Genomic DNA, 23,557 nt, shown 5'->3' with positions numbered 1-23,557 from the left:
GCGCGCATGGCCCTGACGCAGAAGGTGAAGTCCGAGCTGGCGAGCGTGCTGGCGCCGCACCCGTCGGTGCGTCGAGCCGAGGTCGCCACCATGCTCCGGTTCGCCGGCGGGCTGCATCTCGTCGGTGGCCGCATCGTCGTCGAGGCCGAACTCGACACGGGCGCCGCCGCCCGCCGCCTGCGCACCTTCATCACCGAGCTCTACCACGTCGACAGCGAACTGCTGGTCATCAACGGCTCCGGCGTCCGGCGGGGCCCCCGCTACACGCTGCGCGTGGTCCGCGACGGCGAACAACTGGCCCGCCTCAGCGGCCTGGTCGACCAGCACCGGCGCCCCGTCCGCGGCCTGCCGCCCGCCGTCGTCGGCGGCTCGCCCGCGGACGCCGTCGCGATGTGGCGCGGCGCCTTCCTGGCCCGCGGCTCCCTCACCGAGCCCGGCCGCTCGATGGCCATGGAGATCACCTGCCCCGGCTCCGAGGCGGCCCTCGCCCTGGTGGGCGGCGCCCGCCGCCTCGGCATCACCGTCAAGTCCCGCGACGTGCGCGGCGTCGAGCGCGTCGTCATCCGCGACGGCGACGCCATCGGCGACCTGCTCACCCGCATGGGCGCCGGCGCCACCCGCATCCTGTGGGACGAGCGCCGCAAGCGACGCGAGGTGCGCGCCAGCGTCAACCGGCTGGCCAACTTCGACGACGCCAACCTGCGGCGCTCCGCCCAGGCCGCCGTCACCGCCAGCGCCCGCGTCGAACGCGCGCTCGAAATCCTCGGCGACGACGTGCCGGAGCACCTGCACCACGCCGGCCAACTGCGGCTCGCGCACCGCCAGGCGAGCCTCGAGGAGCTCGGGCGGCTGCACGAGCCGCCGCTGACGAAGGACGCCATCGCGGGCCGCATCCGCCGGCTGCTGGCCACCGCCGACAAGGTGGCGGAGGAGCGCGGGATCCCCAGCACCGAGGCCGGGCTCCCCGCCGAGCTGCGCGACGACGACTGACCGGGCGGGGGCCCGGGGACAATTGGGACCCCCCATAGTGATTGCCGGGCGGACTGGATAGGATGAACCTGTCCGTATGCGCCTTCAAGGTGCAAGGTAGCTGAAAGGGATCGATTTCCTCATGACCGTTAAGGTTGCAATCAACGGCTTCGGCCGCATCGGCCGTAACTTCTTCCGCGCGCTGGTCGCGTCGGGTGCCGATCTTGATGTCGTCGCCGTCAACGACCTGACCGACAACAAGACGCTCGCCCACCTCCTCAAGTACGACTCGATCCTGGGTCGCTTCCCGGGCGAGATCAGCTACGACGACAACGCTCTGACCGTCGACGGCAAGGAGATCAAGGCCTTCGCCGAGAAGGATCCGGCCCAGCTCCCCTGGGGCGACCTCGGCGTCGACATCGTCATCGAGTCCACCGGCTTCTTCACCGACGCCACCAAGGCCCAGGCGCACATCGCCGCCGGGGCCAAGAAGGTCATCATCTCGGCCCCGGCCAAGAACGAAGACATCACGATCGTGATGGGCGTCAACGACGACAAGTACGACGCCGCCGCGCACAACATCATCTCCAACGCGTCCTGCACGACCAACTGCCTCGCCCCGATGGCCAAGGCGCTCAACGACGGCATCGGCATCGTCAAGGGCCTCATGACCACCATCCACGCGTACACGCAGGACCAGAACCTGCAGGACGGCCCGCACAAGGACCTGCGTCGCTCGCGCGCCGCGGCCCTCAACATGGTGCCCACCACCACCGGTGCCGCCAAGGCTGTGTCCCTCGTGCTCCCCGAGCTCAAGGGCAAGCTGGACGGCTACGCCATGCGCGTGCCCACCCCGACCGGCTCCGCGACCGACCTCACCTTCGAGGCCGCCCGTGAGACCACCGTCGAGGAGATCAACGAGATCATCAAGAAGGCGGCCGACGGCAAGGTCCTCGTCTACACCGAGGACGAGATCGTGAGCAAGGACATCGAGACGGATCCCGCCTCCTGCGTGTTCGACGCCAAGCTGACCAAGGTGATCGGCAACCAGGTCAAGGTGCTCGGCTGGTACGACAACGAGTGGGGTTACTCCAACCGCCTCGTCGACCTGACCGTCCTGGTCGGCTCGAAGCTCTGATCCACCGCGCCCTCGTGGTCTGAATGACGGCCCTGTGCCCCCCGCGTGGGGTCGCAGGGCCGTCGTCTACCCCTCTGACACCTTCCAAGAAAGGTCAACCATGAAGTCTGTCGCAGATCTCGGCGATCTCTCCGGCACGCGGGTCCTCATCCGGTGCGACTTCAACGTCCCGCTGGACGCTGACAAGAACATCACCGACGACGGCCGCATCCGCGCCGCGCTGCCGACGCTCACCACGCTGCGCGAGGCCGGCGCCCGGGTCGTCGTCATGGCCCACCTGGGCCGCCCGAAGGGCGAGGCGAACCCCAAGTACTCCCTCGCTCCGGTCGCGGCGCGGCTCAGCGAGCTGCTCGGCGTGGACGTGAAGCTGGCCGGCGACGTCGTCGGCGAGTCCGCCAAGGCCACCGTCGAGGCGCTGGGTGACGGCGACGTCGCCCTGCTCGAGAACGTGCGCTTCGAGCCCGCCGAGGAGTCGAAGGACGAGGCGGCCCGCCAGGAGCTGGCCGCCAAGTACGCGGCCTTCGGCGACCTGTTCGTCTCCGACGGCTTCGGTGTCGTGCACCGCAAGCAGGCGTCCGTCTACGACGTCGCCAAGCTGCTGCCGAACGCGGCCGGGTTCCTGGTCGCCAAGGAGGTCGGCGTCCTGCGGAAGCTCACCGAGAGCCCCGAGCGCCCCTACGTCGTCGTCCTGGGCGGCGCGAAGGTGGCCGACAAGCTCGCGGTCATCGACAACCTGCTCAAGGTCGCGGACACGCTGGTCATCGGCGGCGGCATGGCCTTCACCTTCCTCAAGGCCCAGGGTCACGAGATCGGCGACTCGCTGCTCGACGAGTCGAACCTGCAGACCTGCCTCGACTACCTCGAGCAGGCCCGCCAGGCCGGCAAGCAGATCCTGCTGCCCGTCGACGTGCGCGTCGCCGACGGCATGGACTTCGACGCCCGCCAGACCAAGGGCGACGTCGAGGTCGTGTCGTCCGCGAACATCCCGGCCGGCAAGCAGGGCCTCGACATCGGCCCCGAGACCGAGCAGCTGTTCGCCGACGCGATCAAGGGCGCCCGGACGGTCTTCTGGAACGGCCCCATGGGCGTGTTCGAGATCGAGGCGCTCTCGCACGGCACGGCCGCGGTGGCGCAGGCCCTCACCGAGGTCGACGGGCTGTCGGTCGTCGGTGGCGGCGACTCGGCCGCGGCGGTCCGCGTCCTCGGCTACGCCGACGACGCGTTCGGCCACATCTCGACCGGCGGTGGTGCGTCGCTCGAGTTCCTGGAGGGCAAGGAGCTCCCCGGGATTTCCGTTCTGGAGGAGGACAACTGATGACCCGCAAGCCCATCATGGCCGGCAACTGGAAGATGAACGTCGACCACATCGAGGCGACCGGCCTGGTCGAGAAGATCCACTACGCGCTGCTCGACAAGGACTACGACCCGGCCAAGTCCGAGGCCGTGCTCATCCCGCCGTTCACCGCCCTGCGCACCGTGCGCACGCTCATCGACGGCGACCGTCTCCCATTCCAGCTCGGGGCCCAGAACGTGTCCCAGCACGACAACGGGGCCTACACCGGCGAGATCTCCGCGGCGATGCTCGCCAAGCTCGGTGTGAGCTACGTGGTCGTCGGCCACTCGGAGCGCCGCCAGTACTTCGGCGAGACCGACGAGATCATCAACGCCAAGGCTGCCAAGGCCCTGGCCGCGGGCATCGCGCCGATCATCTGCGTCGGTGAGGGTCTGGACATCCGCAAGGAAGGCCGTCACGTCGAGTACACCCTCGAGCAGGTCCGCGGCACCCTCGCCGGCCTCACGGCCGAGCAGGTGGCCGGGCTCGTCATCGCCTACGAGCCCGTCTGGGCGATCGGCACCGGCGAGGTGGCGACCCCCGAGGACGCGCAGGAGGTATGTGGGGCCATCCGTCAGGAGGTCGCCGCGCTGTACGACGAGCCGACGGCCGAGGCCGTCCGCATCCAGTACGGCGGCTCCGTGAAGGCTGACAACGTCGCGCAGATCATGGCCAAGCCGGACGTCGACGGTGCGCTCGTCGGCGGCGCGAGCCTCAAGCCCGAGGAGTTCGCGGCGATCGTGCGGTTCTACCAGCTCTGAGCCAGACGCCTGACGGCGCGGGATCCTGTGGTGTCCCGCGCCGTTTCGCATGTCCGGGGTGGACGGCGGGGGGGCGAATGTGGAATCCAGGGGCCGGTCGGATAGTCTTGGGCGCGTGATTGTCCCCCTCGTGTCCTGGCCGGTGACGACGCTCTCCATCATCGTGATCGTGCTGAGTGTTCTCCTCGCGGCCACCGTGCTCCTCCACAAGAGTCGTGGCGGGGGCATGTCCGATCTGTTCGGCGGCGGCATGTCGACCTCCATGGGCGGAGTGTCGACGGCGGAGCGCAGACTCGACCGGATCACGGTCGTGTTGTCGCTCACGTGGCTGCTCACGATCGTCGGACTGCTGGTGCTGTACCGCATCGGCGCCTGACGGTACGAGTCCTTTCCCAATCACCGACGTCTGAGGAGATAAACAAAGTGGCAGGTGGCAACGCCATTCGCGGCAGCCGGGTCGGCGCCGGTCCCATGGGTGAGGCCGAGCGCGGGGATTCCGCGCCCCGGCTCCACGTCTCGTACTTCTGCGCCAGCGGGCACGTGACGCGCCCCGCGTTCTCCATGGACGCGCAGATCCCGGAGTCGTGGGACTGCCCGCGCTGCGGACTCCCGGCGAACACCGACGCGGACAACCCGCCGCCGCCGCCGAGGATCGTCCCCTACAAGACGCACCTCGCCTACGTGAAGGAGCGCCGCTCCGACGCCGAGGCCGCCCAGATCCTGGCCGAGGCCGTCAGCGCGCTGCGTGCGCGTCGCGCCGCCGGCGAGATCATCTACTGACCCTTCGGGGTCACAGGCCGCAGCGGAACTGCTCCGGCAGGCCCGCGGCCGCCTCGTCGTCGAGGTACCAGTAGGTCGCGACCTCCCCGTGGACATGTGCCGCGGGGAGCCGCTCGTCTCCGGCCAGAGCCCGCGCGATGGCCTCGGACTTTCCGGGCCCGGTGGCCATCACCCACATCTCGGTGGACCGGTTGAGCGCCGGGATGGTCAACGAGATCCGTTCCGCCGGCGGCTTCGGCGCGTCGGTGACGCCGATCACGTTGCGGGTCGTGGGCTCGAAGCTGGGATGACCCGGGAAGATCGACGCGACGTGGCCGTCCTCACCCACCCCCAGCAGCGTGACGTCGAAGTGGGTCGCGCCGAGCTCGGCCTCGTACTCGGCGGCGCACTCGTGCGAGTCCTTGCGCCCGTCCTTGGCCGCCATCATGTGCGTGTCGGCGGACTTGATCGAGACGGTGCGCGCCAGCCGCGACACCGCCTGCAGCGAGTTGCGGTCCGGGTCGGTGGCCGGCACGAAGCGTTCGTCGCCCCACCACAGCTGCAGCTTCGCCGCGTCGAGCGCCGACCCCTCGGCGAGCTCCGCGAACCGCTCGTACATGGCGTTGGCCGCGTTGCCGCCCGTCAGACACACGTGCACGATCGGCTGGACGTCCTGCAGCCCGATCAGCCGCTCCAGGAGCCGGCGGGCGACGAGGTCGCTCACCTCGTCGGCCTCGGGCATCCGTACGACGCGCCGATACATGGTCAGCGTCCCTCGGCGTCGGCCACCAGGCGGCGGGTGGCCGCCTCGAAGATGTCGTCGGCGTCCATGCGCTGCAGCTCCTCGGTGAGCAGGTCCGTCAGCGGGCGGCGGCGCAGGGCGACCGTGCGCTGCGGCTGGTGCGGCACCTGGTAGATCGCGGTGCCCTCCGCGACGCGGCGGACGGTGACGTCGCCCTCCGTCGTGGTCAGCCGCACCTCGTTGACCCCCGGATGCTCGCCGTCGAACCGCTCGACGGGGATGGCCAGCCGGTCGCTCAGCCACGCGGCCAGCAGGGTGGCGGGGGCGTTGTCTGGGGCGGAGACCACCAGCGCGCCCGTGACCTCGGCCTGGCTCTGGTCCAGGGCGGCGGCGAGCAGCGCGCGCCAGCGGGTGAGCCTCGTCCACGTCAGGTCGGTGTCGCCGGGGGAGTGGTTCCGGGCCCGGCGCAGCAGCGCGTCCTGCGGGTCGCGGCAGCCGGCGGCGTCGGTGATGCGCCGGTCCGCGAGCCCTCCGATGGGATCCTCCGCGAGGTGGTCGGGGGCATCGTTCGGCCACCAGGCGATGGTGGGGGAGTCCGGCAGCAGGAGCGGCAGGCAGATGGAGTCGGCGTGGTGGCGCAGCTCCCCGTGCAGGCGCAGCACAACGAGGTCACCGGGCATGCCCTCGCCGATCTCGATGCTGGCGTCGAGCCGCGACGGCCCCTCGTCGATGTAGGTGACGACGATGACCCGCGACGGATGCGCCGTCGCGGACGCCTTCGCGGCCGAGAGGACCTCCTCGAAGTGGTCGTCCTCGGTGACGATGAGCAGGGTGAGCACCATGCCGCTCGCCCCGGCGGTGCGCTTGGCGTTGATGAGCGCGGCGGCGACGTCCCGCGACGACGTGTCGGTCAGTTCGATGATCATGCGTGCGTCCTCCTCACGGCCTGCGCCAGCTGAAGCCGTCGCGGGCCAGCATCTCGCGCCCGGAGGCGGGGCCCCACGTGCCGGATGCGTACTGTTCTGGCTGTTGCTTGAGCGAGGCCCAGTACTCGATGACCGGGTCCAGGATCTTCCAGCTGAGCTCGACCTCCTCCTGTTGCGGGAACAGCGGCGGGTCGCCCAGCAGGACGTCGAGGATCAGCCGCTCGTAGGCCTCGGGCGACGACTCGGTGAAGGAGCCGCCGTAGCCGAAATCCATACTCACCTCGCGGATCTCCATCTGGGTGCCGGGGACCTTCGCCCCGAACCGCAGCGTCACGCCCTCGTCGGGCTGGATCCGCATCACGAGGGCGTTGGTGCCCAGCTCCTCGGTGTCGGTGGCCGTGAAGGGCAGGTGGGGGGCGCGCTTGAAGCTCAGCGCCACCTCGGTGACGCGGCGCGGCATCCGTTTGGCGGCGCGCAGATAGAACGGCACCCCGGCCCAGCGCCGGTTGTCGATGTCGACGCGCATGGCGGCGTAGGTCTCGGTGGTCGATCCAGGTGAGACGCCGTCCTCCTCGAGGTACCCGATGACCGGCCGGCCGCCCTGCCAGCCGGCGGCGTACTGGCCGCGGGCAGTGTGCAGGTCGTAGCGGTCGGGCACGCGGGCGGCGGCGAGCACCTTCTGCTTCTCGGCGCGCAGCTGGCTGGCCTCGAAGGACGTCGGCTCCTCCATGGCGGTCAGGGCCAGCAGCTGGAGGAGATGGTTCTGAATGACGTCGCGCGCGATGCCGATGCCGTCGAAGTAGCCGGCGCGCCCACCGATCCCGATGTCCTCGGCCATGGTGATCTCGACGTGGCTCACGTAGTGGTTGTTCCAGATCGGCTCGAACATCTGGTTGGCGAAGCGCAGCGCCAACATGTTCTGCACCGTCTCCTTGCCCAGGTAGTGGTCGATGCGGAACACCTCGTGCGGCTCGAACAGGACCGACACGACGTCGTCGAGCTCGCGGGCCGACTTCAGGTCGTGCCCGAACGGCTTCTCGATGACCACCCGGTTCCAGTTGCCCTCGTGCCGCTCCGTCATGCCGTGCCGGCGCAGCTGTGTCATCACCTGCTCGAAGCTCGACGGCGGGATCGACAAGTAGAAGGCGTGGTTGCCGCCGGTGCCGCGGGCGGTGTCGAGGTCGCGGATGGTGTCGCGGAGGCGCTCGAAGGACTGGTCGTCGTCGAACGTCCCGGGCACGAAGCGGATGCCCTCGAGCAGCTGCTCCCACACCTCCTCGCGGAAGGGGGTGCGCGCGTTCTCCTTGACGGCGTCGTGGACCACCTGCGCGAAGTCCTGGTCGGCCCAGTCGCGGCGGGCGAAGCCCACCAGCCCGAAGCCGGGCGGGAGCATGCCGCGGTTGGCGAGGTCGTAGACGGCGGGCATTAGCTTCTTGCGCGACAGATCACCGGTCACGCCGAAGATGACGAGCACGCAGGGCCCGGCGATGCGGGGCAGGCGCCGGTCCTGGGGGTCGCGCAGGGGGTTCACGTAGCTGTTCATCGTCGCCCACCCTATCTCCGCCGCCGTGGTGGGGGGAATGGGTCCGCGGCCGCGGCGTCCCGTTGCCTCATGTCAAGATGCCCGCTTGGTTTGAGTCGTTGCCTCATCTGAAGATGCCCGCGTGATTTTGGTGCGGGAGAGGTAGACGTGGTTGCGTTTCGCGCGTCGCTGGACGGCTCCGCGGCGTTTGGCGAGTTCGAGCAGGTTGCCTTGGATCACAGCGATCTGGTCGCCGAGTTCGATGGGGTCGACGGTGTCGAGGCGGTCGTGGAGGGCAGCGTGCTCGGCTGGGGTGAGCGTGTCGGGGTGGTCGCGAAGGAGCCGGTCGGCTGGGGTTGTGGCGGTGTCGTGGCGTTTGGTGACTTTCGCGCCGTGGCGGGTTTTCGAGATCAGTTTCTGGCTGGGCATCAGCAGGTTGTTGCGGGTGTTCCAGGCGGGCCAGAGGTGGTTGAGGAGGTCAAGTTCGCGGGCGGTGTCGTAGCGCCAGTAGCCGACGGCGCGGCGCACGATCGACCAGTTCTTTTGATCGATGTGGGCTTGGTCGTTGGAGTGGGAGGGCCGGCCGCGGGTGAAGGTGATCTGGCGGAGCTCGCAGTAGCGGGCGAGGTGGTGGTTGATGAACTCGGATCCGTTGTCGGAGTGGATTCCCAGGATCAGGAACGGGAATCGGTTGATGAGTTGGTCGAGGCCAGCGGCGACGATGCGTTCGCCCTTGCTCTTGACGGTGCAGGTTTCGGTCCAGCCGGTCGCGATGTCGGTGGCGTTGAGGCTGTAGTGAAAGGCGCCGTTGTTGTCGCCGCCTTCGTGGCCGACCAGGTCGATCTCGATGAACCCGGGTTCGGTGTCGTTCCACTCGGCCCAGGTCTTGAGTGGGATCGAGGACTTCAACAACGAGCCGGGTTTGGTGTGAGCGATGCCGTTTGCAGCGATCAGTCCTTGCCGGTACGGCTGCAGGTGCCGGTCCATGGTGGCGGGGGACATGGTCAGGAGTTGGTCACGGGCCTCGACGCTCATCTCGAGTCGGTCGAGGCGTTCCAGCGCGGCCAGCAGCCGTGGCAAGGCTGCCGCGAGGCGTTTCGAGGCGATCCCGTCGAGCAGGGCCCAGCACCGCACCAGGGCTTGGGTGACGTCGGCGTTGTAGCGGCGCACCGGTTCTCGCGGGGTGCGTGGTGTCGGCGGGTCGCCGGCCGCGGCTCGGCGCAGCATCTTGCGGGCGTGGTCGCGGTGCCAGCCGGTGACCTGCACCACCGCGTCCAGGATCGCTGCTTTCTCCGATTTGGTCGCCTTCGGCCACGCCCTCGCCTGGGCAGCGGTGATCGCCTTACGCTGAGCCATCGTCAACTCCATCCCGGTAGCGTGCCGCTACGCGGGCATCCTTGGATGAGTCAACGACTCGACCTACGCGGGCATCTAGCGTGAGTCAACTCGGGCGTTGGGCGGCGCTGCGCCACCGGGGTAGACTGCCGGGAGCAAATTCGTCGGGAAATGGGGTGCGTGTGGCCGTCAGCTCCGTCGCCGCATCCTCGGGGGCGCGCTTCTGGGACGTCGTGAAGGCGTACGTCGCGCTGACCAAGCCTCGCATCATCGAGTTGCTCCTGGTCACCACAGCTCCCGCGATGTTCCTCGCCGCGGGCGGCCTGCCGCCGTGGCAGCTCATCCTCGTCACCATGATCGGCGGCATGTTCGCCGCGGCCTCGGCGAACACCTTCAACTGCGTGCTCGACGCCGACATCGACGAGATCATGCGCCGCACCCGGCGCCGGCCCGTACCGCGGCACCAGGTGTCCACCAGCCACGCCCTGGTCTTCGGTGGGGTCCTGGCCGTCCTCGCCACGCTGATCCTGGGGTTCGGCGCGAACTGGCTCTCAGCGGTCCTGGCGCTGGCGGCCAACGCCTTCTACGTCTTCGTCTACACCATGTGGCTGAAGCGCCGCACCTGGCAGAACATCGTGTGGGGCGGCATCGCCGGGTGCTTCCCGCCGCTCATCGGCTGGACGGCCGTCACCGGCCGCGTCGACTGGGCCCCCCTGATCCTGTTCGCCGTGGTGTTCCTCTGGACGCCGCCGCACACGTGGGCGCTGGCGTTCCGGTACCGCGACGACTACGCCGCGGCCGGGGTGCCGATGCTGCCGGTGGTGTCGACGCCGCCGCGGGTGGCCGCGCAGATCTTCTGGTACACGCTGGCCACCGTCGCGGTGTCGCTGCTGCTGTGGCCGGTGACGCCGACGGGGCCGCTGTACCCGGTCGTCGCGGCCGTCCTCGGCGCGGTGTTCATCGCGGAGGCGGTGGCGCTCTGGCGGCGGGCCCGCGCGGGCGCCGACGGACCGCAGCTCAAGGCGATGCGCCTGTTCCACCTGAGCAACACCTACCTGGCGCTGCTGTTCCTGGCGGTCGCCGTCGACCCGCTGCTCTTCTGAGCCGCGCCTCCGCCCGCCGCGCAGTATCGTCGGGCGCATGCAGCGGCGGGAGCCCGACTACGTCACGGTGCTCAGCGACGGCACCGTCAAGCAGGTCAACCCCTTCACCGGCACCGAGGTGTGGACGGTCGCGGGGCGCGCGAACCGACCCCTCGGCGTGACCGCGACGCCCGCCGCCCCGCTCGGTCCCGCCGACCACGACCACCGGTGCGCGTTCTGCCCCGCGCGCTACCTGGAGACCCCGCCCGAGAAGTCGCGCGTGGTCCGCTCTGGCGACGGGTGGCGAACGCTGTACCGGACGCCGGCGGAGGAGCTGTTCGCCACCGTCGCGGAATTCCGCCGGGTGCCCAACCTCTTCGAGATCCTGGGCTTCGACTACTGGCACCGCAACTACGGATTCGAGCTGCCCGCCCGCGTCCGCGACCGCCGCGACGCCTACCTCGCGACTCCGGCGGGACGGTCCCACGTCCTGGGGGTCGTCGCCGCGAAGCTGCGGGCGTCGGGGCTGGACGACGCGGCCATTGCGGGGCTGCCGGAATCGGAGCGGCTCGCGTTGGCGTCGGGGTTCTTCGGCGGGGGCCACGACCTCATCGTCGCCCGACGCCACTTCGTCCACGGTGCGGTCGACGACTCGCAGCTGGCGTCGTCGGGGACGCTGACCCCAGAGGAACACGAGCGGTTCATCGCCTACACCATCGAGTCGGCGCGCATGGCCTACGACCTCAACCCGCACGCCCGGTACGTCACGGTGTTCCAGAACTGGCTCAAGCCCGCGGGCGCCTCGTTCGACCACCTGCACAAGCAACTCGTGACCATCGACGAGCACGGCGCGCAGCACCAGGCGACCCTGGGCCGACTCCGCGCCAACCCCAACCTGTTCAACGAGGCCGGCCCCAACCACGCGGCCCGCCTGGGACTCATCATCGCCGAGAGCGACCACGCGATCGCGTTCGCCGGCTACGGGCACCGCTTCCCGACCATCGAGATCTACTCGACGGCGGCGGCGTCACATCCGTGGGCGTTGGGGGCAGCCGAGATGCGCGGCATGTCGGACATGATCCACGCCATGCATGCCGCGACCGGACCGGGCGTGCCCACCAACGAGGAGTGGCACTACCGGCCCCTCGACGTCGCGGAGGCCATGCCGTGGCGGGTCAACCTGAAGTGGCGCGTCTCCACGCTCGCCGGGTTCGAGGGCGCCACCAGCATCTACCTCAACACCGTCGCACCGGCTACGCTGCGTGACCGGGTCGTCACCGCGCTCCTCGTACTCCGCGACCGCGGGCTCCTGGCTGCGGGGCTGGCGATCGGGGACGAGGCCAGTGGCCGTCCCGACCCCCTGCGCTACCGCACCTAGGTCCGCCCGCCGTGCCGGTGGGGCCGGGCCGCGACGAAGGGACCACCAGCCGTGACCACCGAGACGACGCCATCCGCCACGCGCGGGGTGATCCCCATCCTTCTCGTCGCGGCGTTCGTCGTGATCCTCAACGAGACGACGATGAACGTCGCCCTCAGCTCGATCATGACGGACCTCGGCGTGACCGAGCGCACCGCCCAGTGGCTGACCACCGCGTTCATGCTCACCATGGCCGTGGTCATCCCCGTCACCGGATGGCTCCTGGACCGGCTGCCCACCCGGACCGTGTTCACCCTCGCCATGGCCATGTTCAGCACCGGCACCCTGGCCTGCGCCGTGGCGCCGGACTTCACCCTGCTCGTGGCCGGCCGCGTGATCCAGGCCTCGGGCACGGCGATCATGCTGCCGCTGCTGATGACCACCATCATGCGGCTCGTTCCTGGCGACCACCGCGGCCGGGTGATGGGCAACGTGTCGATGGTCATCTCCGTGGCGCCCGCCGTCGGCCCCACGATGTCAGGGCTCATCCTGCAGGTGGCCACGTGGCGCGTGATCTTCTGGGTGATGCTGCCCATCGCGCTGCTGATGCTGGTGCTGGGCAGGAGCCGGCTGGTCAACGTCGGGGAGGCGAGCCGGACCCCGCTGGATGTGATGTCGGTGCCGCTGACGGTCCTGGCCTTCGGCCCGCTGGTCTACGGGCTGAGCACCGTCGGGTCCGACGCTGTGGCCGCGTGGGTGCCGGCTGCGGCCATCGCCGTCGGGCTCGCCGGGCTGGCGGCGTTCGTGTGGCGCCAGCACAGTCTGCAGGGATCCGGCGCGCCGCTGCTGGATCTGCGGACGTTCACGCACCGGACGTTCACGGTCGCCGTGCTGATCATGGCCGTCGCGATGATGGCGCTGTTCGGGACCGTGATCATGCTGCCGCTGATCCTGCAGCGGGCGTTCGGGATGGCGCCGCTTCAGGTGGGGTTGATGCTGCTGCCGGGTGGTGTCGCGATGGGCCTGCTGTCGCCGGCGATCGGCCGGCTGTACGACCGGGTCGGGCCGAGGGCGCTCGTCGTGCCCGCCAGCCTGGTCGTCATGGGGGTGTTCGCGTTCTTCGCGACGATCAGTCTCGCCACGCCGTGGTGGGCGGTCACGCTCGGGCACGTGGTGATGAGCATGGGCTTCGCGGCCATGTTCACACCGCTGTTCACCGTGGCGCTGGGGTCGCTGCCGCGCCCGCTGTACTCGCACGGCTCCGCCGTCGTGGGCACGGTGCAGCAGGTCGCGGGGGCGGCGGGTACGGCCGTGTTCGTGACGATCTTCGCGGTGCAGTCCGCGGCCGCGCCCGGCGGGGAGGCTGAGGCGATGGTCGCCGGCGCCCGGTGGGCGTTCCTCGCCGCGGGCGCGATCTGGACCGTGGCGGTGGTCGCGGCCCCGTTCCTGCGTCGCCCCGACGGAGACCCGGCCCCGCTCCCCGCCGCGCACTGAACCCCCGCCTGCCCCGTTCGCTGAGGTCGCGCACCCGCTCGCTGAGGTTGCGCCCGGTGCGGAGCACCCGGGCGAGTCTCGAAGCCGACGCCGTAGGCGTCGATCCCTGGACCCGTTCGCTGAGGTCGCGCACCCGTTCGCTGAGGTCGCGCCCGGTGCGGAGCATCCGGGCGAGTCTCGAAGCCGACGCCGCAGGCGTCGATCCCTGGACCCGTTCGCTGAGGTCGCGCACCCGTTCGCTGAGGTCGCGCCCGGTGCGGATCATCCGGGCGAGTCTCGAAGCCGACGCCGCAGGCGTCGATCCCCCCGACCCCAGCACGAATAGCAGCCACACTCGGGCCCGGCGCCGGTCCAGGGGGTTGAGGGTGGAGTTCGGCGGCGTGTCGTGCTGGTGAAGGCGGCCCGTTCGCTGAGGTCGCGCCAGTCTCGTTCGCTGAGGTCGCGCCACACCCCGTTCGCTGAGGTCGCGCCCGACGGCGGAGCCGTCCGGGCGAGTCTCGAAGCCGACGCCGCCCCGTTCGCTGAGGTCGCGCCCGGTGCGAAGCACCCGGGCGAGTCTCGAAGCCGACGCCGCATGCGTCGATCCCCCGCGCGCAGCACGGATGGCAGCCTTGCTCGGGCTCGGGGGCGGTTGAGGGCGTTGATGGCGGAGTTCGACGGCGTGTCGTGCTGGTGAGGGCGGCCCGTACGCTGAGGTCGCGTGCCGACCCCGTTCGCTGAGGTCGCGTGCCGACCCCGTTCGCTGAGGTCGCGCCCGACGGCGGAGCCGTCCGGGCGAGTCTCGAAGCCGACGCCGCAGGCGTCGATCCCTGGACCACGCCGGCGATCCGAAATTGTCAGTGGCCGTTGTGAGAATAGGTCACATGAGTGATTCCATGCGCGAGCAGATGCAGCGATCCATCGCTGCACTCTGGGAAGCCGCGCTGACACTCACCACCGACGACACCCCAGCTGACCGCCTCGCCGGCCTCGTCGCCGCGGTCACGGAAGCCGAAGCGCAATTGGCCGGTCTCCGCCTCCATCTCCTGCATGAGGCGAAGCTGGCCGGGGCGGAGGCCGTGATCGACGGGGTGCGGCAGTCGGTGCGCACCACCCCCGCCCAAGCCACCGCATCGTTGCGGCTCGCGCAGGACCTGTGCGACCGCTTCCCGCTGATCGGCGCCGCCCTCAACGACGGCTCGATCTCGCTGGCGCAGGCCGACGCCATCGTCACCGGCCTGCGGAAACTCCCCGGGCGATTGACCCGCGCGGAGCTGGCCCGTTGCGAGGAGGAGATCCTGCACCACGTCGACACCCTCGGACCCAGCGAGTTGCGGGTCCTCGCGGCGCGGCTGGTCGAGATCATCGACCCGGATCAGGCCGATGTGGATGACGCGAAGCGCTTGGCGCGGGAGGAAGCCTCCGCCCATCGGGGTCGGTTCCTGCGCGTGGCGCCGGACTACCACGGCTCGATGCGCATCACCGGCCAACTCCCGGTCTCCGACGCAGCCCTCCTCACCGCGCAACTGGACGCCTTGATGCCGGACGCCTCCACCTACACCGCCACCGGCGAAGCCCCGTCCCGCGACGCCAGGCGTGCCGACGCGCTGGTCCTGCTCACCCAGAAAGCCGCCAACACCGGAACGCTGCCCAGGCATGGCGGGGACAGGCCCCAGGTGCACGTCACCCTCGACCTCGACACCCTCACCACCGGCCTCGGCAAGGCCGGGCTGATCGGCGTCGACGACATCGACGGCCTGACCGCCGGCGAAGTGCGCCGCCTGGCCTGTGACGCCGGCATCATTCCCGTCGTGCTGGGCGGACCATCTCGACTGCTGGATGTCGGCCGCACCTACCGCACGTTCACTCCCGGCCTGCGTGCAGCGCTGATGCAGCGCGACGGTGGGTGCGCATTCCCCGGCTGTGCGGCCACCCCGGCGTGCTGTGAGGCGCATCACATCATCCCCTGGTGGCAAGGCGGCGAGACCCGGCTAGGAAACGGGGTCTTGCTCTGTCCCCACCATCACCGCCTGGTGGAGCCCGATCCGTTGCAGTCCGAGGCCTCGCAGTGGCGGGTGGATCTGGATCCGGTGACCGGGCTGCCGTGGTTCACCCCACCGCGGCATATCGATCCCGCCAGACGCCCGCGGCAGCACCGCCGCTTCCGACTCCAACAGATCCGCTCCGGGGCACCACCCTGCCCAGACGGCGACCCGCCAGACACCGACCCACCTGACGTCGACCATCCCGAGACGGACTCGTCCGATGCCGACCGGCCGGACCTGGACGACCTCATCCACCGCTCCGCCGCCATCTGGGGCGACGGCACCTGACGACCCTTGGGGCTCGACGCCTGCGGCGTCGGCTTCGAGACTCGCCCGGACGGCTCCGCCGTCGGGGCGCGACCTCAGCGAGCGGACAGGCACGACCGCAGCGAGCGGGGTTGGGGGATCGACGCCTGCGGCGTCGGCTTCGAGACTCGCCCGGGTGCTACGCACCGGGCGCGACCTCAGCGAACGGGAAGGCGTCGGCTTCGAGACTCGCCCGGGTGCTGCGCACCGGGCGCGACCTCAGCGAACGGGGTGGCGTCGGCTTCGAGACTCGCCCGGGTGCTCCGCACCGGGCGCGACCTCAGCGAACGGGGTGGCGTCGGCTTCGAGACTCGCCCGGGTGCTACGCCGTCGGGCGCGACCTCAGCGAGCGGGGTGGCGTCGGCTTCGAGACTCGCCCGGACGGCTCCGCCGTCGGGCGCGACCTCAGCGAGCGGGTTGGCGTCGGCTTCGAGACTCGCCCGGGTGCTCCGCACCGGGCGCGACCTCAGCGAACGAGCACGCGACCTCAGCGAACGAGCACACGACCTCAGCGAACGGACAGGCGCGACCTCAGCGAACGAGAAGGGGCGGCTCCGCGGGCGGGCGCTTCCTCAGGCGCCGTCGGCCAGAGCGGTCAGGCGCCGGACGTGCGCCTCCCATCCGTCGGCGGGCTCCCACAGATTGCCGTTGCCGGGCGCCAGCCCCGCGACACCGTCGATCTCCTCGCGCAGGATGTCGGCCTGCCCCGCATGCCGCGACACATCCGCGAGCACATGCACCAGAACCCGGCCGAGCGTCGTCGCACCCCGCTCACCCCACCAGGGCACATGCCCCGGAGTGGTCAGGTCCATCGAGCGCACCGACTCCTCCACGGCCTCGCCGACCCGCCGGTACAGGTCGATGAGGTCGGCCGCGCTCTCGTCCGGCCCGGCGTACATGTCGGCATTCGGGTCGGCATCGAAGTCGGGCATGGTCAGCGTCACCGTCGAGGTTCGCCCGAAACAGTCCACCAGGTAGCCGTGCTCGACACCGGCGCAGTGCTTGATGAGCCCCAGCAGGTTCGTCCCCGTCGGGGTGCGGGGAAGGCGCAGCTCGCGCTCGCTCAGGCCCGCGGCCTTCCACAGCAGCCCCTCCCGGGTGGAGCGGAGGTAGTCCAGCAGGATCTCTTGGATGTCCATCGGCCCATTCTGCCCACGCTCCGGCCCCGTGGGGATGATCAGAGGGTCAGGCCGAGGCGGTCGAGCAGCGGCTGCAGCTGCGGGTCGCGGCCACGGAACCGGCGGTAGGTCTCCATCGCCTCCACCGATCCGCCCGGGGCGAGCAGCGTCCGGCGGAAGTGGTCGCCCGCCTCGCGCAGTGACCCGGTCTGCTCCTCGAACCATGCGACGGCGTCGGCGTCCATCACCTTGGCCCACGCGTACCCGTAGTAGCTGGCCGCGTAGCCGCCGCCCCAGATGTGGGCGAAGTACTGGGACCGGTAGCGGGGCGGGACCAGCTCGTCGACCAGGCCCCACCGGTCGAGCGCCGCCCGCTCGAACGCCTCCACCTCGTCGGCAGACGTGGGGAGGTCCGAGAGCGGCGTCGTGTGCCAGGCCAGGTCCAGCAGGGACGCGAGTTCCGTCTCGGCGGTCGCGTAGCCCTGACCGAAGCGGCTGGCCTCGCGCAGCCGGTCGATCCACTCGGCCGGCAGCACCCGCCCGGGCGTCCAGGCCCAGTGCTCGTTGACCTGGCTGGGGAACTCGACGAAGTCGCGGGGCGTGTTGGCACCGGAGCGAGACGCATACTTCGAGCGGGCCAGCAGCCCGTGCAGGGCGTGGCCGAACTCGTGGAACATCGTGATGACCTCGTCCCAGGTGATGGACGTGGTCGTGCGCGTGTAGTTGCAGTTGTTCGTCACCACGGGGAGGGTGCCGTCGCGCAGCGACTGGTCGACGATGTTGCTCATCCAGGCGCCGCCCTGCTTGGTCGGCCGGGCCCAGAAGTCCATGAGGAACAGGCCGATCGTGCTGCCGTCGGTGTCGCGCACTTCGTAGACCTGCGTGTCGGGCGCGTGCCCCGCGACACCGTCGACGGGGTGGAACGAGATGCCGTAGAGATCCCCCGCCGCGGAGTACACGGCGTCGAGAACCCGCGACACCTGCAGGTGCTCGCCCAGCTCGGACTCGTCGAACGCGAAGCGCTCGCGGCGGAGGATGGCCTCCACGTAGCTCCAGTCCGCGGCGGTGAACGTCTCGCCGGGCGCGAGCTCGGCGTACCGGGCGCGGAGGTCCGCGGCCTCCTGCTGCGCCTTGGCGAGCGCGGCCTGCGCGAGCGGCACGAGCATCTCGGTGATCGCGTCGACGGTCTTCGCGCACCCTGCCTCCGCGACGAGGGCCGCGTGGTGCGGGTAGCCGAGCAGCGTCGCGCGCTCGGCGCGCAGCCGGGCCATCTCGACGACGACGTGCCTGGTGTCGAACTCCCCGGAGAGCGCCCGGGTGGTGGACGCCTCGAACAGCCGACGGCGGACGCCCGCGTCGGCGAGCTTGGCCGCGAGCGGCTGCTGAGTGGTGTTGACGAGCTCGATCCGGTAGCCGTCGCCGCCGGCCAGCGCGGCCCGCTCCTCGGCCGTCAGGCCCTCGAGCTCCGCCTCGGTGACCGCGATGGCGCCGGCGTTGCGGGCGTCGCGGTTGAGCTGTTCGAACTTCGTCGACAGCTGGGCCAGGCGGCGGTTCATCTCCCGCAGGCGCCCCTTCTCGGGCTCGCCGAGCGCGACGCCGGCCCGGCGGAACGAACGCAGCAGCTCGTCCAGGGCGAAGCTGTCCTCTTCGTCGGCTTCCACCTCGCCCGCGTCGATCCGCTCGCGCAGCGCCGTGAGCCGGCCGTAGAGCTCGGCGTCGAGGTAGATCGCGTCGTGATGCTCCGCCAGCCGCGGCGACATCTCCTCATCGATGGCGTCGAGCTCGGGGGAGGCGTCGGACGAGTGGACGGCGAAGAACGCGTTCAAGACCCGGCGCAGGGGCGCCTCTGCGTCCTCCCACGCCCCCAGCACGGACTCGACGGTGGGCGGGGCGTCGTCGGTGCGCAGCCGGGCGAGACCGTCCAGGTGGGCCGACATGGCCTCGTCGAAGGCCGCCCGGTAGTCGTCGGGCGTAATGCGCGCGAAGTCAGGCAGCGCGTAGGGAAGGTCGGTCGTCAGCACCGGGTTGGTGGGCATGGGTTCTCCTCGTCGTCGACACCAGCAGCCACGACACGGCCGCGGTGAGCACCGTCAACCCAACCATATGCAGGATCACGATGCCGACGGGAAGCCCCAGGAAGTACTGCGCGTAGCCGACGACGCCCTGGAAGGCGACGGTGAGGAGAGTCAGGCGGGCGGCGCGGGCCGGACGATGGTGCCCGGTGCGCTGGAACAGCCACACGCAGGCGATGACCAGCGCCACCACCAGCCACGCGGTCAGCGCGTGGATCCGGGCGACCGTCTCGATGTCGGCGCCGTTGCGGACCGCCGAGGCATCACCGGCGTGCGGCCCGGCCCCGGTGACGACCGTCCCGACGACGATCGACAGCATGGACGCGGCGAAGGTGGCGATGACCAGCCAGCGCGCGCCGGGGGCGACGGCGGTGGGGGGCACGCCGTAGCCGACCCGCAGCGCCCACACGCACACGACGATCAGCACGATGGACAGCAGGAGGTGCGGGGCGACCCATGCCGGATCCAGGCCCGTCAGCACGGTGATGCCGCCGACGATCGCCTGCAGCGGGATGCCGATGCCCACGGCGAGCGTTAGCCACCACAGGAGCGATCCGCGGCCGCGGTTGCGCCACGCCGCGGCGAACGCGCCGACGGCGGCGATGACGAGCACGAAGGTCAGGAGCCGGTTACCGAACTCGATGATGCCGTGGATGCCGTAAGCCTCGTGGGGGACGTACGAGTCGTCGGTGCAGCGGGGCCAGGTGGGGCACCCGAGGCCGGACCCGGTGAGCCGGACGACGGCGCCCGTGACGATGATCCCCATGTTGCAGATGAGCGACGCCCACAGCCACGTGCGCAGCGCGCGCTCTCCGTCGACCAGCTTCCTCAGGACGTCCACGTGAACACCTTCCATGCGAGCGCGAGTGTCGCCGCACACCAGAGGGCGGCCACCGCTAGCGGCCAGCCTAGGGCCTCACCGAGGGCGGCGGCCCGCAGGGCCTCACCGAGCGCGCCGGTGGGGAGCGCGGCCACCACCGGCTGCGCCCACTCCGGGAACCGCGACACCGGCAGCAACACCCCCAGCGGCATGCCCACGAGGTACAGCAGGTTGGCCACGGCGAGCGTCGCCTCCGGCCGCAGGGACCCGGCGACGGCGAGGCCGAGCCCGGCGAACGCCCCCATCGCCAGCAGCGACACGATGAGCGCGACGATCAGTGACCCGAGGGTGGGGGTGGGGCGCCAGCCCAGGGCCAGCGCCACCGCCGTCAGGACGACGACCTGCCCCAACGTGATCAGGGCGATGCCCAGCCCCTTGCCGAGCAGGATGCCCGGCCGCCCGAGCGGCGTGGCCGCCATCCGCTCCAACACGTTGTACCGCCGCTCGAAACCGGTGGCGATCGCCAGGGTCGTCAGGCAGGAGCTCCACATGGCCAGCGCGAGCACCGACGGCGCCGACTCGTCGAGGCCGAGGCCGAGGCGGTCGCCGAAGAAGCGGGCCCCGACGAGGATGGCCACCGGGATGACGACGGCGAGCAGCGCCTGTTCGCCGTTGCGGAGGATCAGCGCCGCCTCGGTCGTGGCGTGTGCCCAGACCCGTTGGCCCAACGGCGCGGGCCGCGCGTCGGGCGTGAAGTCGATGCTCATGGGCGGTCTCCCGTGGTGTGCCGGAGGAAGGCGTCCTCGAGGGAGCCGTCGACGGTGAGCTCCGCGACGCTGCCCTCGGCGGTCACGCGCCCCCGGTCGACGATGTAGACGTGGTCGGCCAGCGCCTCGGCCTCGTGCATGTCGTGCGTGGTGAGGACGACGGCGACCCCGGCGTCGCGCACGCGCTCCAGCACCTGCCAGGTCGCGCGGCGGCTGCGCGGGTCCAGGCCGGCGGACGGTTCGTCGAGGAACACGAGGTCAGGGCGCCCGATCAGCGCCCCGGCGAGGTTGACGGCCTGCTGCTGCCCGCCGGACAGGCGCCGGTAGGGGGTCCGGGCGAAGCTCCCGATCCCGAGCAGATCGATGAGGTCGTCGGCCGGCTGCGGATGCGCGTAGAGGCGCGACAGGTAGCGCAGCAGCCGCTCGGCGGTGATCCCGGACCAGGCGCCGGTCGCCTGGGGCATGAGCCCGATGCGGGGGAGGACGGCGGGGGAGCCGGGCGGCTGCCCGAAGAGGGTCAGGCTCCCGCCGTCGACCCGGGCGAGCCCGGTGCAGCAGCGGATGAACGTGGTCTTGCCGGCGCCGTTGGGTCCCAGGAGGGCCGTGACCCGGCCGGCGTCGGCGGCCACCGTCAGCCCGTCGAGGGCCCGCGTGGCGCCGAACGAGACCACGAGGTCGCGGGCGTCGAGGAGGGGCACGGCCGACAGCCTAGCGCCGCGACGCCGGGAGCCGGTGGCGCCGTACCCCCTGGGGCATCGTCCATCTGGTGGGACTTAGGAGACCCTTGCTTGAATATGGCATCAGAATTGGCAAGACTGGCGTGAACTAATTCAAGTGGGGGAGGTGGCGGATGACTCAGCAGGTACCGGTGGCCGTGGCCGAGGTCGCGGATCTCCCGACCAGGCGCCGCGTGGTCGACCTGATCCTCCACGAGGGCCCGCAGACTGCCAAGCAGCTGGCTGAGCGCCTCCACCTCACGCCCGCCGCCGTGCGGCGCCACCTCACGGTGCTACTCGGCAACGGCACCCTCGTCTCCCGCGAGCAGCGGGTGTTCGGGGCCCGCGGCCGCGGCCGCCCGTCGAAGGTGTTCGCGCTCACCGACACGGGCCGCTCCGAGTTCCGGCAGGCCTACGACGACCTGGCCATCGCCGCGCTCAAGCGCCTCGCCACCGCCGGCGGCCCCGGCGCGATCCGCGAGATCGCCGAAGACCGCGTGGCCTGCATCGAGCAGCGGTTCCGCGCCGGACGCGAGACCGCCCCGGAGCGGCCCGCGATCGATCTGCTCATCGACGCCCTCGACGCCGACGGCTACGCGCCGTCGGTCCGCCCCCTCCACGGAGGCGACCAGCTGCTGCAGCACCACTGCCCGGTCGCGCACGTCGCCGCGGAGTTCCCGCAGCTGTGCGAGATCGAGACCCAACTGTTCTCCAAGCTGCTGGGCAGGCATGTCCAGCGGCTCGCAACCATCGCCCACGGCGACGGCGTGTGCACCACCAACGTGCCCCGCCCGCTGCCCACCCCTGAGATCCCGAGAAGAAAGTGACGGACACGATATGACGCAGACCGCCCCCCAGGCCCCCGGGCTTGGCGCCACGCAGGACGAGCACATCGAAGCCCTCTCGAAGTACCAGTGGGGCTGGCACGATTCGGACTCCGCCGGAGCAACGGCCCGGCGCGGCCTCAATGAGGCCGTCGTCACCAACATCTCGGACCTCAAGAGCGAGCCCGAGTGGATGCGCGACCTGCGCCTCAAGGGCCTGAAGCTGTTCGACAAGAAGCCCATGCCGACCTGGGGCGCCGACCTCAGCGGGATCGACTTCGACAACATCAAGTACTTCGTGCGGTCGACGGAGCGCCAGGCCCAGACCTGGGACGACCTGCCCGACGACATCAAGAACACCTACGACCGGCTCGGCATCCCCGAGGCGGAGAAGGCCCGTCTCGTGGCGGGCGTCGCCGCGCAGTACGAGTCCGAGGTGGTCTACCACAAGATCAACGAGGAGCTCGAGCGCCAGGGCGTCATCTTCCTCGACACCGACACCGCGCTGAAGGAGCACCCGGAGCTCTTCAAGGAGTACTTCGGCACCGTCATCCCCGTCGGTGACAACAAGTTCGCCTCGCTCAACACCGCGGTGTGGTCCGGCGGCTCGTTCATCTACGTGCCCAAGGGCGTCCACGTCACCATCCCGCTGCAGGCCTACTTCCGGATCAACACCGAGAACATGGGCCAGTTCGAGCGCACCCTGATCATCGTCGACGAAGGCGCCTACGTGCACTACGTCGAGGGCTGCACCGCGCCGATCTACTCGTCCGACTCGCTGCACTCGGCTGTGGTCGAGATCATCGTGAAGAAGAACGCCCGCTGCCGCTACACCACCATCCAGAACTGGTCGACCAACGTGTACAACCTGGTCACCAAGCGCGCCGTCTGCGAAGAGGGCGCCACCATGGAGTGGATCGACGGCAACATCGGCTCCAAGGTCACCATGAAGTACCCGGCCGTCTACCTCATGGGCGAGCACGCCCGCGGTGAGACGCTGTCGATCGCCTTCGCCGGCGAGGGACAGCACCAGGACGCCGGTTCGAAGATGGTGCACTGCGCGCCCCACACCTCGAGCTCCATCATCTCCAAGTCGGTGGCCCGCGGGGGAGGCCGCTCCTCCTACCGCGGCCTGGTCAAGGTGGAGCCGGGCGCCTCGCACTCGGCGTCGTCGGTGAAGTGTGACGCGCTGCTGGTCGACAACATCTCCCGCTCCGACACCTACCCGTACGTCGATGTCCGCGAGGACGACGTGTCGATGGCGCATGAGGCCACCGTGTCCAAGGTGTCCGAGGACCAGCTGTTCTACCTGATGAGCCGCGGCATGGAGGAGGACGAGGCCATGGCGATGATCGTGCGCGGCTTCGTCGAGCCCATCGCCCGCGAGCTGCCGATGGAGTACGCCCTGGAGCTCAACCGCCTGATCGAACTGCAGATGGAGGGTGCGGTCGGCTGATGCCGTCCGCCCCTGTCGATCCCCCACGAGAAAGTG

21 protein-coding genes are annotated in these 23,557 nt (G+C 70.5%); 12 read left to right on the top strand and 9 right to left on the bottom strand.

The window, feature by feature from the left end:
* The first annotated feature begins 6 nt into the window (after positions 1 to 6).
* The 6 genes from whiA to ACFQPD_RS11705 all read left to right on the top strand — a co-directional run bounded on the left by whiA (position 7) and on the right by ACFQPD_RS11705 (position 4,981).
* On the top strand, positions 7 to 990 hold the full coding sequence (gene whiA, locus ACFQPD_RS11730) for a DNA-binding protein WhiA (protein ID WP_078920261.1): 984 nt from the start codon (positions 7 to 9) through the stop codon (positions 988 to 990).
* Positions 991 to 1,111: 121 nt separating this feature from the next.
* Positions 1,112 to 2,107 (top strand): type I glyceraldehyde-3-phosphate dehydrogenase, encoded by a 996-nt coding sequence (gene gap, locus ACFQPD_RS11725; protein ID WP_078920262.1) that lies wholly within the window; start codon positions 1,112 to 1,114, stop codon positions 2,105 to 2,107.
* Positions 2,108 to 2,207: 100 nt separating this feature from the next.
* Positions 2,208 to 3,422, top strand: coding sequence for a phosphoglycerate kinase (locus ACFQPD_RS11720; RefSeq protein WP_385900848.1), 1,215 nt, complete (start codon positions 2,208 to 2,210; stop codon positions 3,420 to 3,422).
* On the top strand, positions 3,422 to 4,201 hold the full coding sequence (gene tpiA, locus ACFQPD_RS11715; protein ID WP_385900847.1) for a triose-phosphate isomerase: 780 nt from the start codon (positions 3,422 to 3,424) through the stop codon (positions 4,199 to 4,201). Before ACFQPD_RS11720 ends, tpiA begins: the two co-directional genes overlap by 1 nt.
* A 115-nt stretch (positions 4,202 to 4,316) precedes the next feature.
* A complete protein-coding gene (secG, locus tag ACFQPD_RS11710; RefSeq protein ID WP_228383387.1) occupies positions 4,317 to 4,577 on the top strand; it encodes a preprotein translocase subunit SecG in 261 nt (86 codons plus the stop codon).
* A gap of 47 nt (positions 4,578 to 4,624) precedes the next feature.
* Positions 4,625 to 4,981 (top strand): RNA polymerase-binding protein RbpA, encoded by a 357-nt coding sequence (locus tag ACFQPD_RS11705; protein ID WP_385900845.1) that lies wholly within the window; start codon positions 4,625 to 4,627, stop codon positions 4,979 to 4,981.
* A 10-nt stretch (positions 4,982 to 4,991) separates the two neighbouring features.
* On the opposite strand, the gene pgl is transcribed toward ACFQPD_RS11705, so the two are convergent.
* The 4 genes from pgl to ACFQPD_RS11685 form a co-directional block, all read right to left on the bottom strand.
* Positions 4,992 to 5,723 carry a 6-phosphogluconolactonase gene (pgl, locus tag ACFQPD_RS11700; RefSeq protein WP_385900844.1) on the bottom strand — a complete coding sequence of 244 codons (732 nt, stop codon included), beginning with the start codon at positions 5,721 to 5,723 and terminating at the stop codon, positions 4,992 to 4,994.
* Positions 5,724 to 5,725: 2 nt separating this feature from the next.
* The gene (locus tag ACFQPD_RS11695) at positions 5,726 to 6,628 is read right to left on the bottom strand and encodes a glucose-6-phosphate dehydrogenase assembly protein OpcA (RefSeq protein ID WP_385900842.1); all 903 of its coding nucleotides are present in this window, start codon (positions 6,626 to 6,628) and stop codon (positions 5,726 to 5,728) included.
* Between the two features lie 13 nt (positions 6,629 to 6,641).
* Entirely contained in the window at positions 6,642 to 8,171 is a 1,530-nt protein-coding gene (gene zwf / locus ACFQPD_RS11690; RefSeq protein ID WP_385900841.1) for a glucose-6-phosphate dehydrogenase, read from the bottom strand.
* 72 nt (positions 8,172 to 8,243) lie between these two features.
* Positions 8,244 to 9,506 (bottom strand): transposase family protein, encoded by a 1,263-nt coding sequence (locus ACFQPD_RS11685; protein WP_385900840.1) that lies wholly within the window; start codon positions 9,504 to 9,506, stop codon positions 8,244 to 8,246.
* A 161-nt stretch (positions 9,507 to 9,667) separates the two neighbouring features.
* On the opposite strand from ACFQPD_RS11685, the gene ACFQPD_RS11680 reads away from it, so the two are divergent.
* The 4 genes from ACFQPD_RS11680 (at position 9,668) to ACFQPD_RS11665 (ending at position 15,730) form a co-directional block, all read left to right on the top strand.
* Positions 9,668 to 10,588 (top strand): heme o synthase, encoded by a 921-nt coding sequence (locus tag ACFQPD_RS11680; protein WP_332061137.1) that lies wholly within the window; start codon positions 9,668 to 9,670, stop codon positions 10,586 to 10,588.
* Between the two features lie 37 nt (positions 10,589 to 10,625).
* Positions 10,626 to 11,945 (top strand): DUF4921 family protein, encoded by a 1,320-nt coding sequence (locus ACFQPD_RS11675; protein WP_385900838.1) that lies wholly within the window; start codon positions 10,626 to 10,628, stop codon positions 11,943 to 11,945.
* Positions 11,946 to 11,996: 51 nt separating this feature from the next.
* Positions 11,997 to 13,418 (top strand): MDR family MFS transporter, encoded by a 1,422-nt coding sequence (locus ACFQPD_RS11670; RefSeq protein WP_385900837.1) that lies wholly within the window; start codon positions 11,997 to 11,999, stop codon positions 13,416 to 13,418.
* 863 nt (positions 13,419 to 14,281) lie between these two features.
* Complete coding sequence (locus ACFQPD_RS11665) at positions 14,282 to 15,730, top strand: DUF222 domain-containing protein (RefSeq protein WP_385900836.1); 1,449 nt, start codon at positions 14,282 to 14,284, stop codon at positions 15,728 to 15,730.
* Between the two features lie 590 nt (positions 15,731 to 16,320).
* On the opposite strand, the gene ACFQPD_RS11660 is transcribed toward ACFQPD_RS11665, so the two are convergent.
* Genes ACFQPD_RS11660 through ACFQPD_RS11640 form a run of 5 tightly spaced genes read right to left on the bottom strand, consistent with a single transcriptional unit; the run spans position 16,321 to position 21,232 of the window.
* A complete protein-coding gene (locus ACFQPD_RS11660) occupies positions 16,321 to 16,887 on the bottom strand; it encodes a DinB family protein (protein WP_385900835.1) in 567 nt (188 codons plus the stop codon).
* A 38-nt stretch (positions 16,888 to 16,925) separates the two neighbouring features.
* Positions 16,926 to 18,902 carry a M3 family metallopeptidase gene (locus ACFQPD_RS11655; RefSeq protein ID WP_385900833.1) on the bottom strand — a complete coding sequence of 659 codons (1,977 nt, stop codon included), beginning with the start codon at positions 18,900 to 18,902 and terminating at the stop codon, positions 16,926 to 16,928.
* Complete coding sequence (locus ACFQPD_RS11650; protein ID WP_385900832.1) at positions 18,853 to 19,779, bottom strand: heme A synthase; 927 nt, start codon at positions 19,777 to 19,779, stop codon at positions 18,853 to 18,855. The genes ACFQPD_RS11655 and ACFQPD_RS11650 overlap by 50 nt, the downstream gene beginning before the upstream one ends.
* Positions 19,767 to 20,525 carry an ABC transporter permease gene (locus tag ACFQPD_RS11645; RefSeq protein ID WP_385900830.1) on the bottom strand — a complete coding sequence of 253 codons (759 nt, stop codon included), beginning with the start codon at positions 20,523 to 20,525 and terminating at the stop codon, positions 19,767 to 19,769. Before ACFQPD_RS11645 ends, ACFQPD_RS11650 begins: the two co-directional genes overlap by 13 nt.
* A complete protein-coding gene (locus ACFQPD_RS11640; RefSeq protein ID WP_385900887.1) occupies positions 20,522 to 21,232 on the bottom strand; it encodes an ABC transporter ATP-binding protein in 711 nt (236 codons plus the stop codon). Before ACFQPD_RS11640 ends, ACFQPD_RS11645 begins: the two co-directional genes overlap by 4 nt.
* A 143-nt stretch (positions 21,233 to 21,375) precedes the next feature.
* Here ACFQPD_RS11640 and ACFQPD_RS11635 point away from each other — a divergent pair, with 143 nt between their 5' ends.
* The gene (locus ACFQPD_RS11635; protein ID WP_385900828.1) at positions 21,376 to 22,068 is read left to right on the top strand and encodes a helix-turn-helix transcriptional regulator; all 693 of its coding nucleotides are present in this window, start codon (positions 21,376 to 21,378) and stop codon (positions 22,066 to 22,068) included.
* 10 nt (positions 22,069 to 22,078) lie between these two features.
* Positions 22,079 to 23,521 carry a Fe-S cluster assembly protein SufB gene (gene sufB, locus ACFQPD_RS11630; RefSeq protein ID WP_068752523.1) on the top strand — a complete coding sequence of 481 codons (1,443 nt, stop codon included), beginning with the start codon at positions 22,079 to 22,081 and terminating at the stop codon, positions 23,519 to 23,521.
* The last annotated feature ends 36 nt before the right edge of the window (positions 23,522 to 23,557 follow it).

Origin of the sequence: Tessaracoccus sp. O5.2, from assembly GCF_964266725.1 — a bacterium.
Taxonomy (GTDB): domain Bacteria; phylum Actinomycetota; class Actinomycetes; order Propionibacteriales; family Propionibacteriaceae; genus Arachnia; species Arachnia lapidicapta.
The sequence above is the reverse complement of the archived record's forward strand: the minus strand, read 5'-3'. Positions and strand labels throughout refer to the sequence as shown.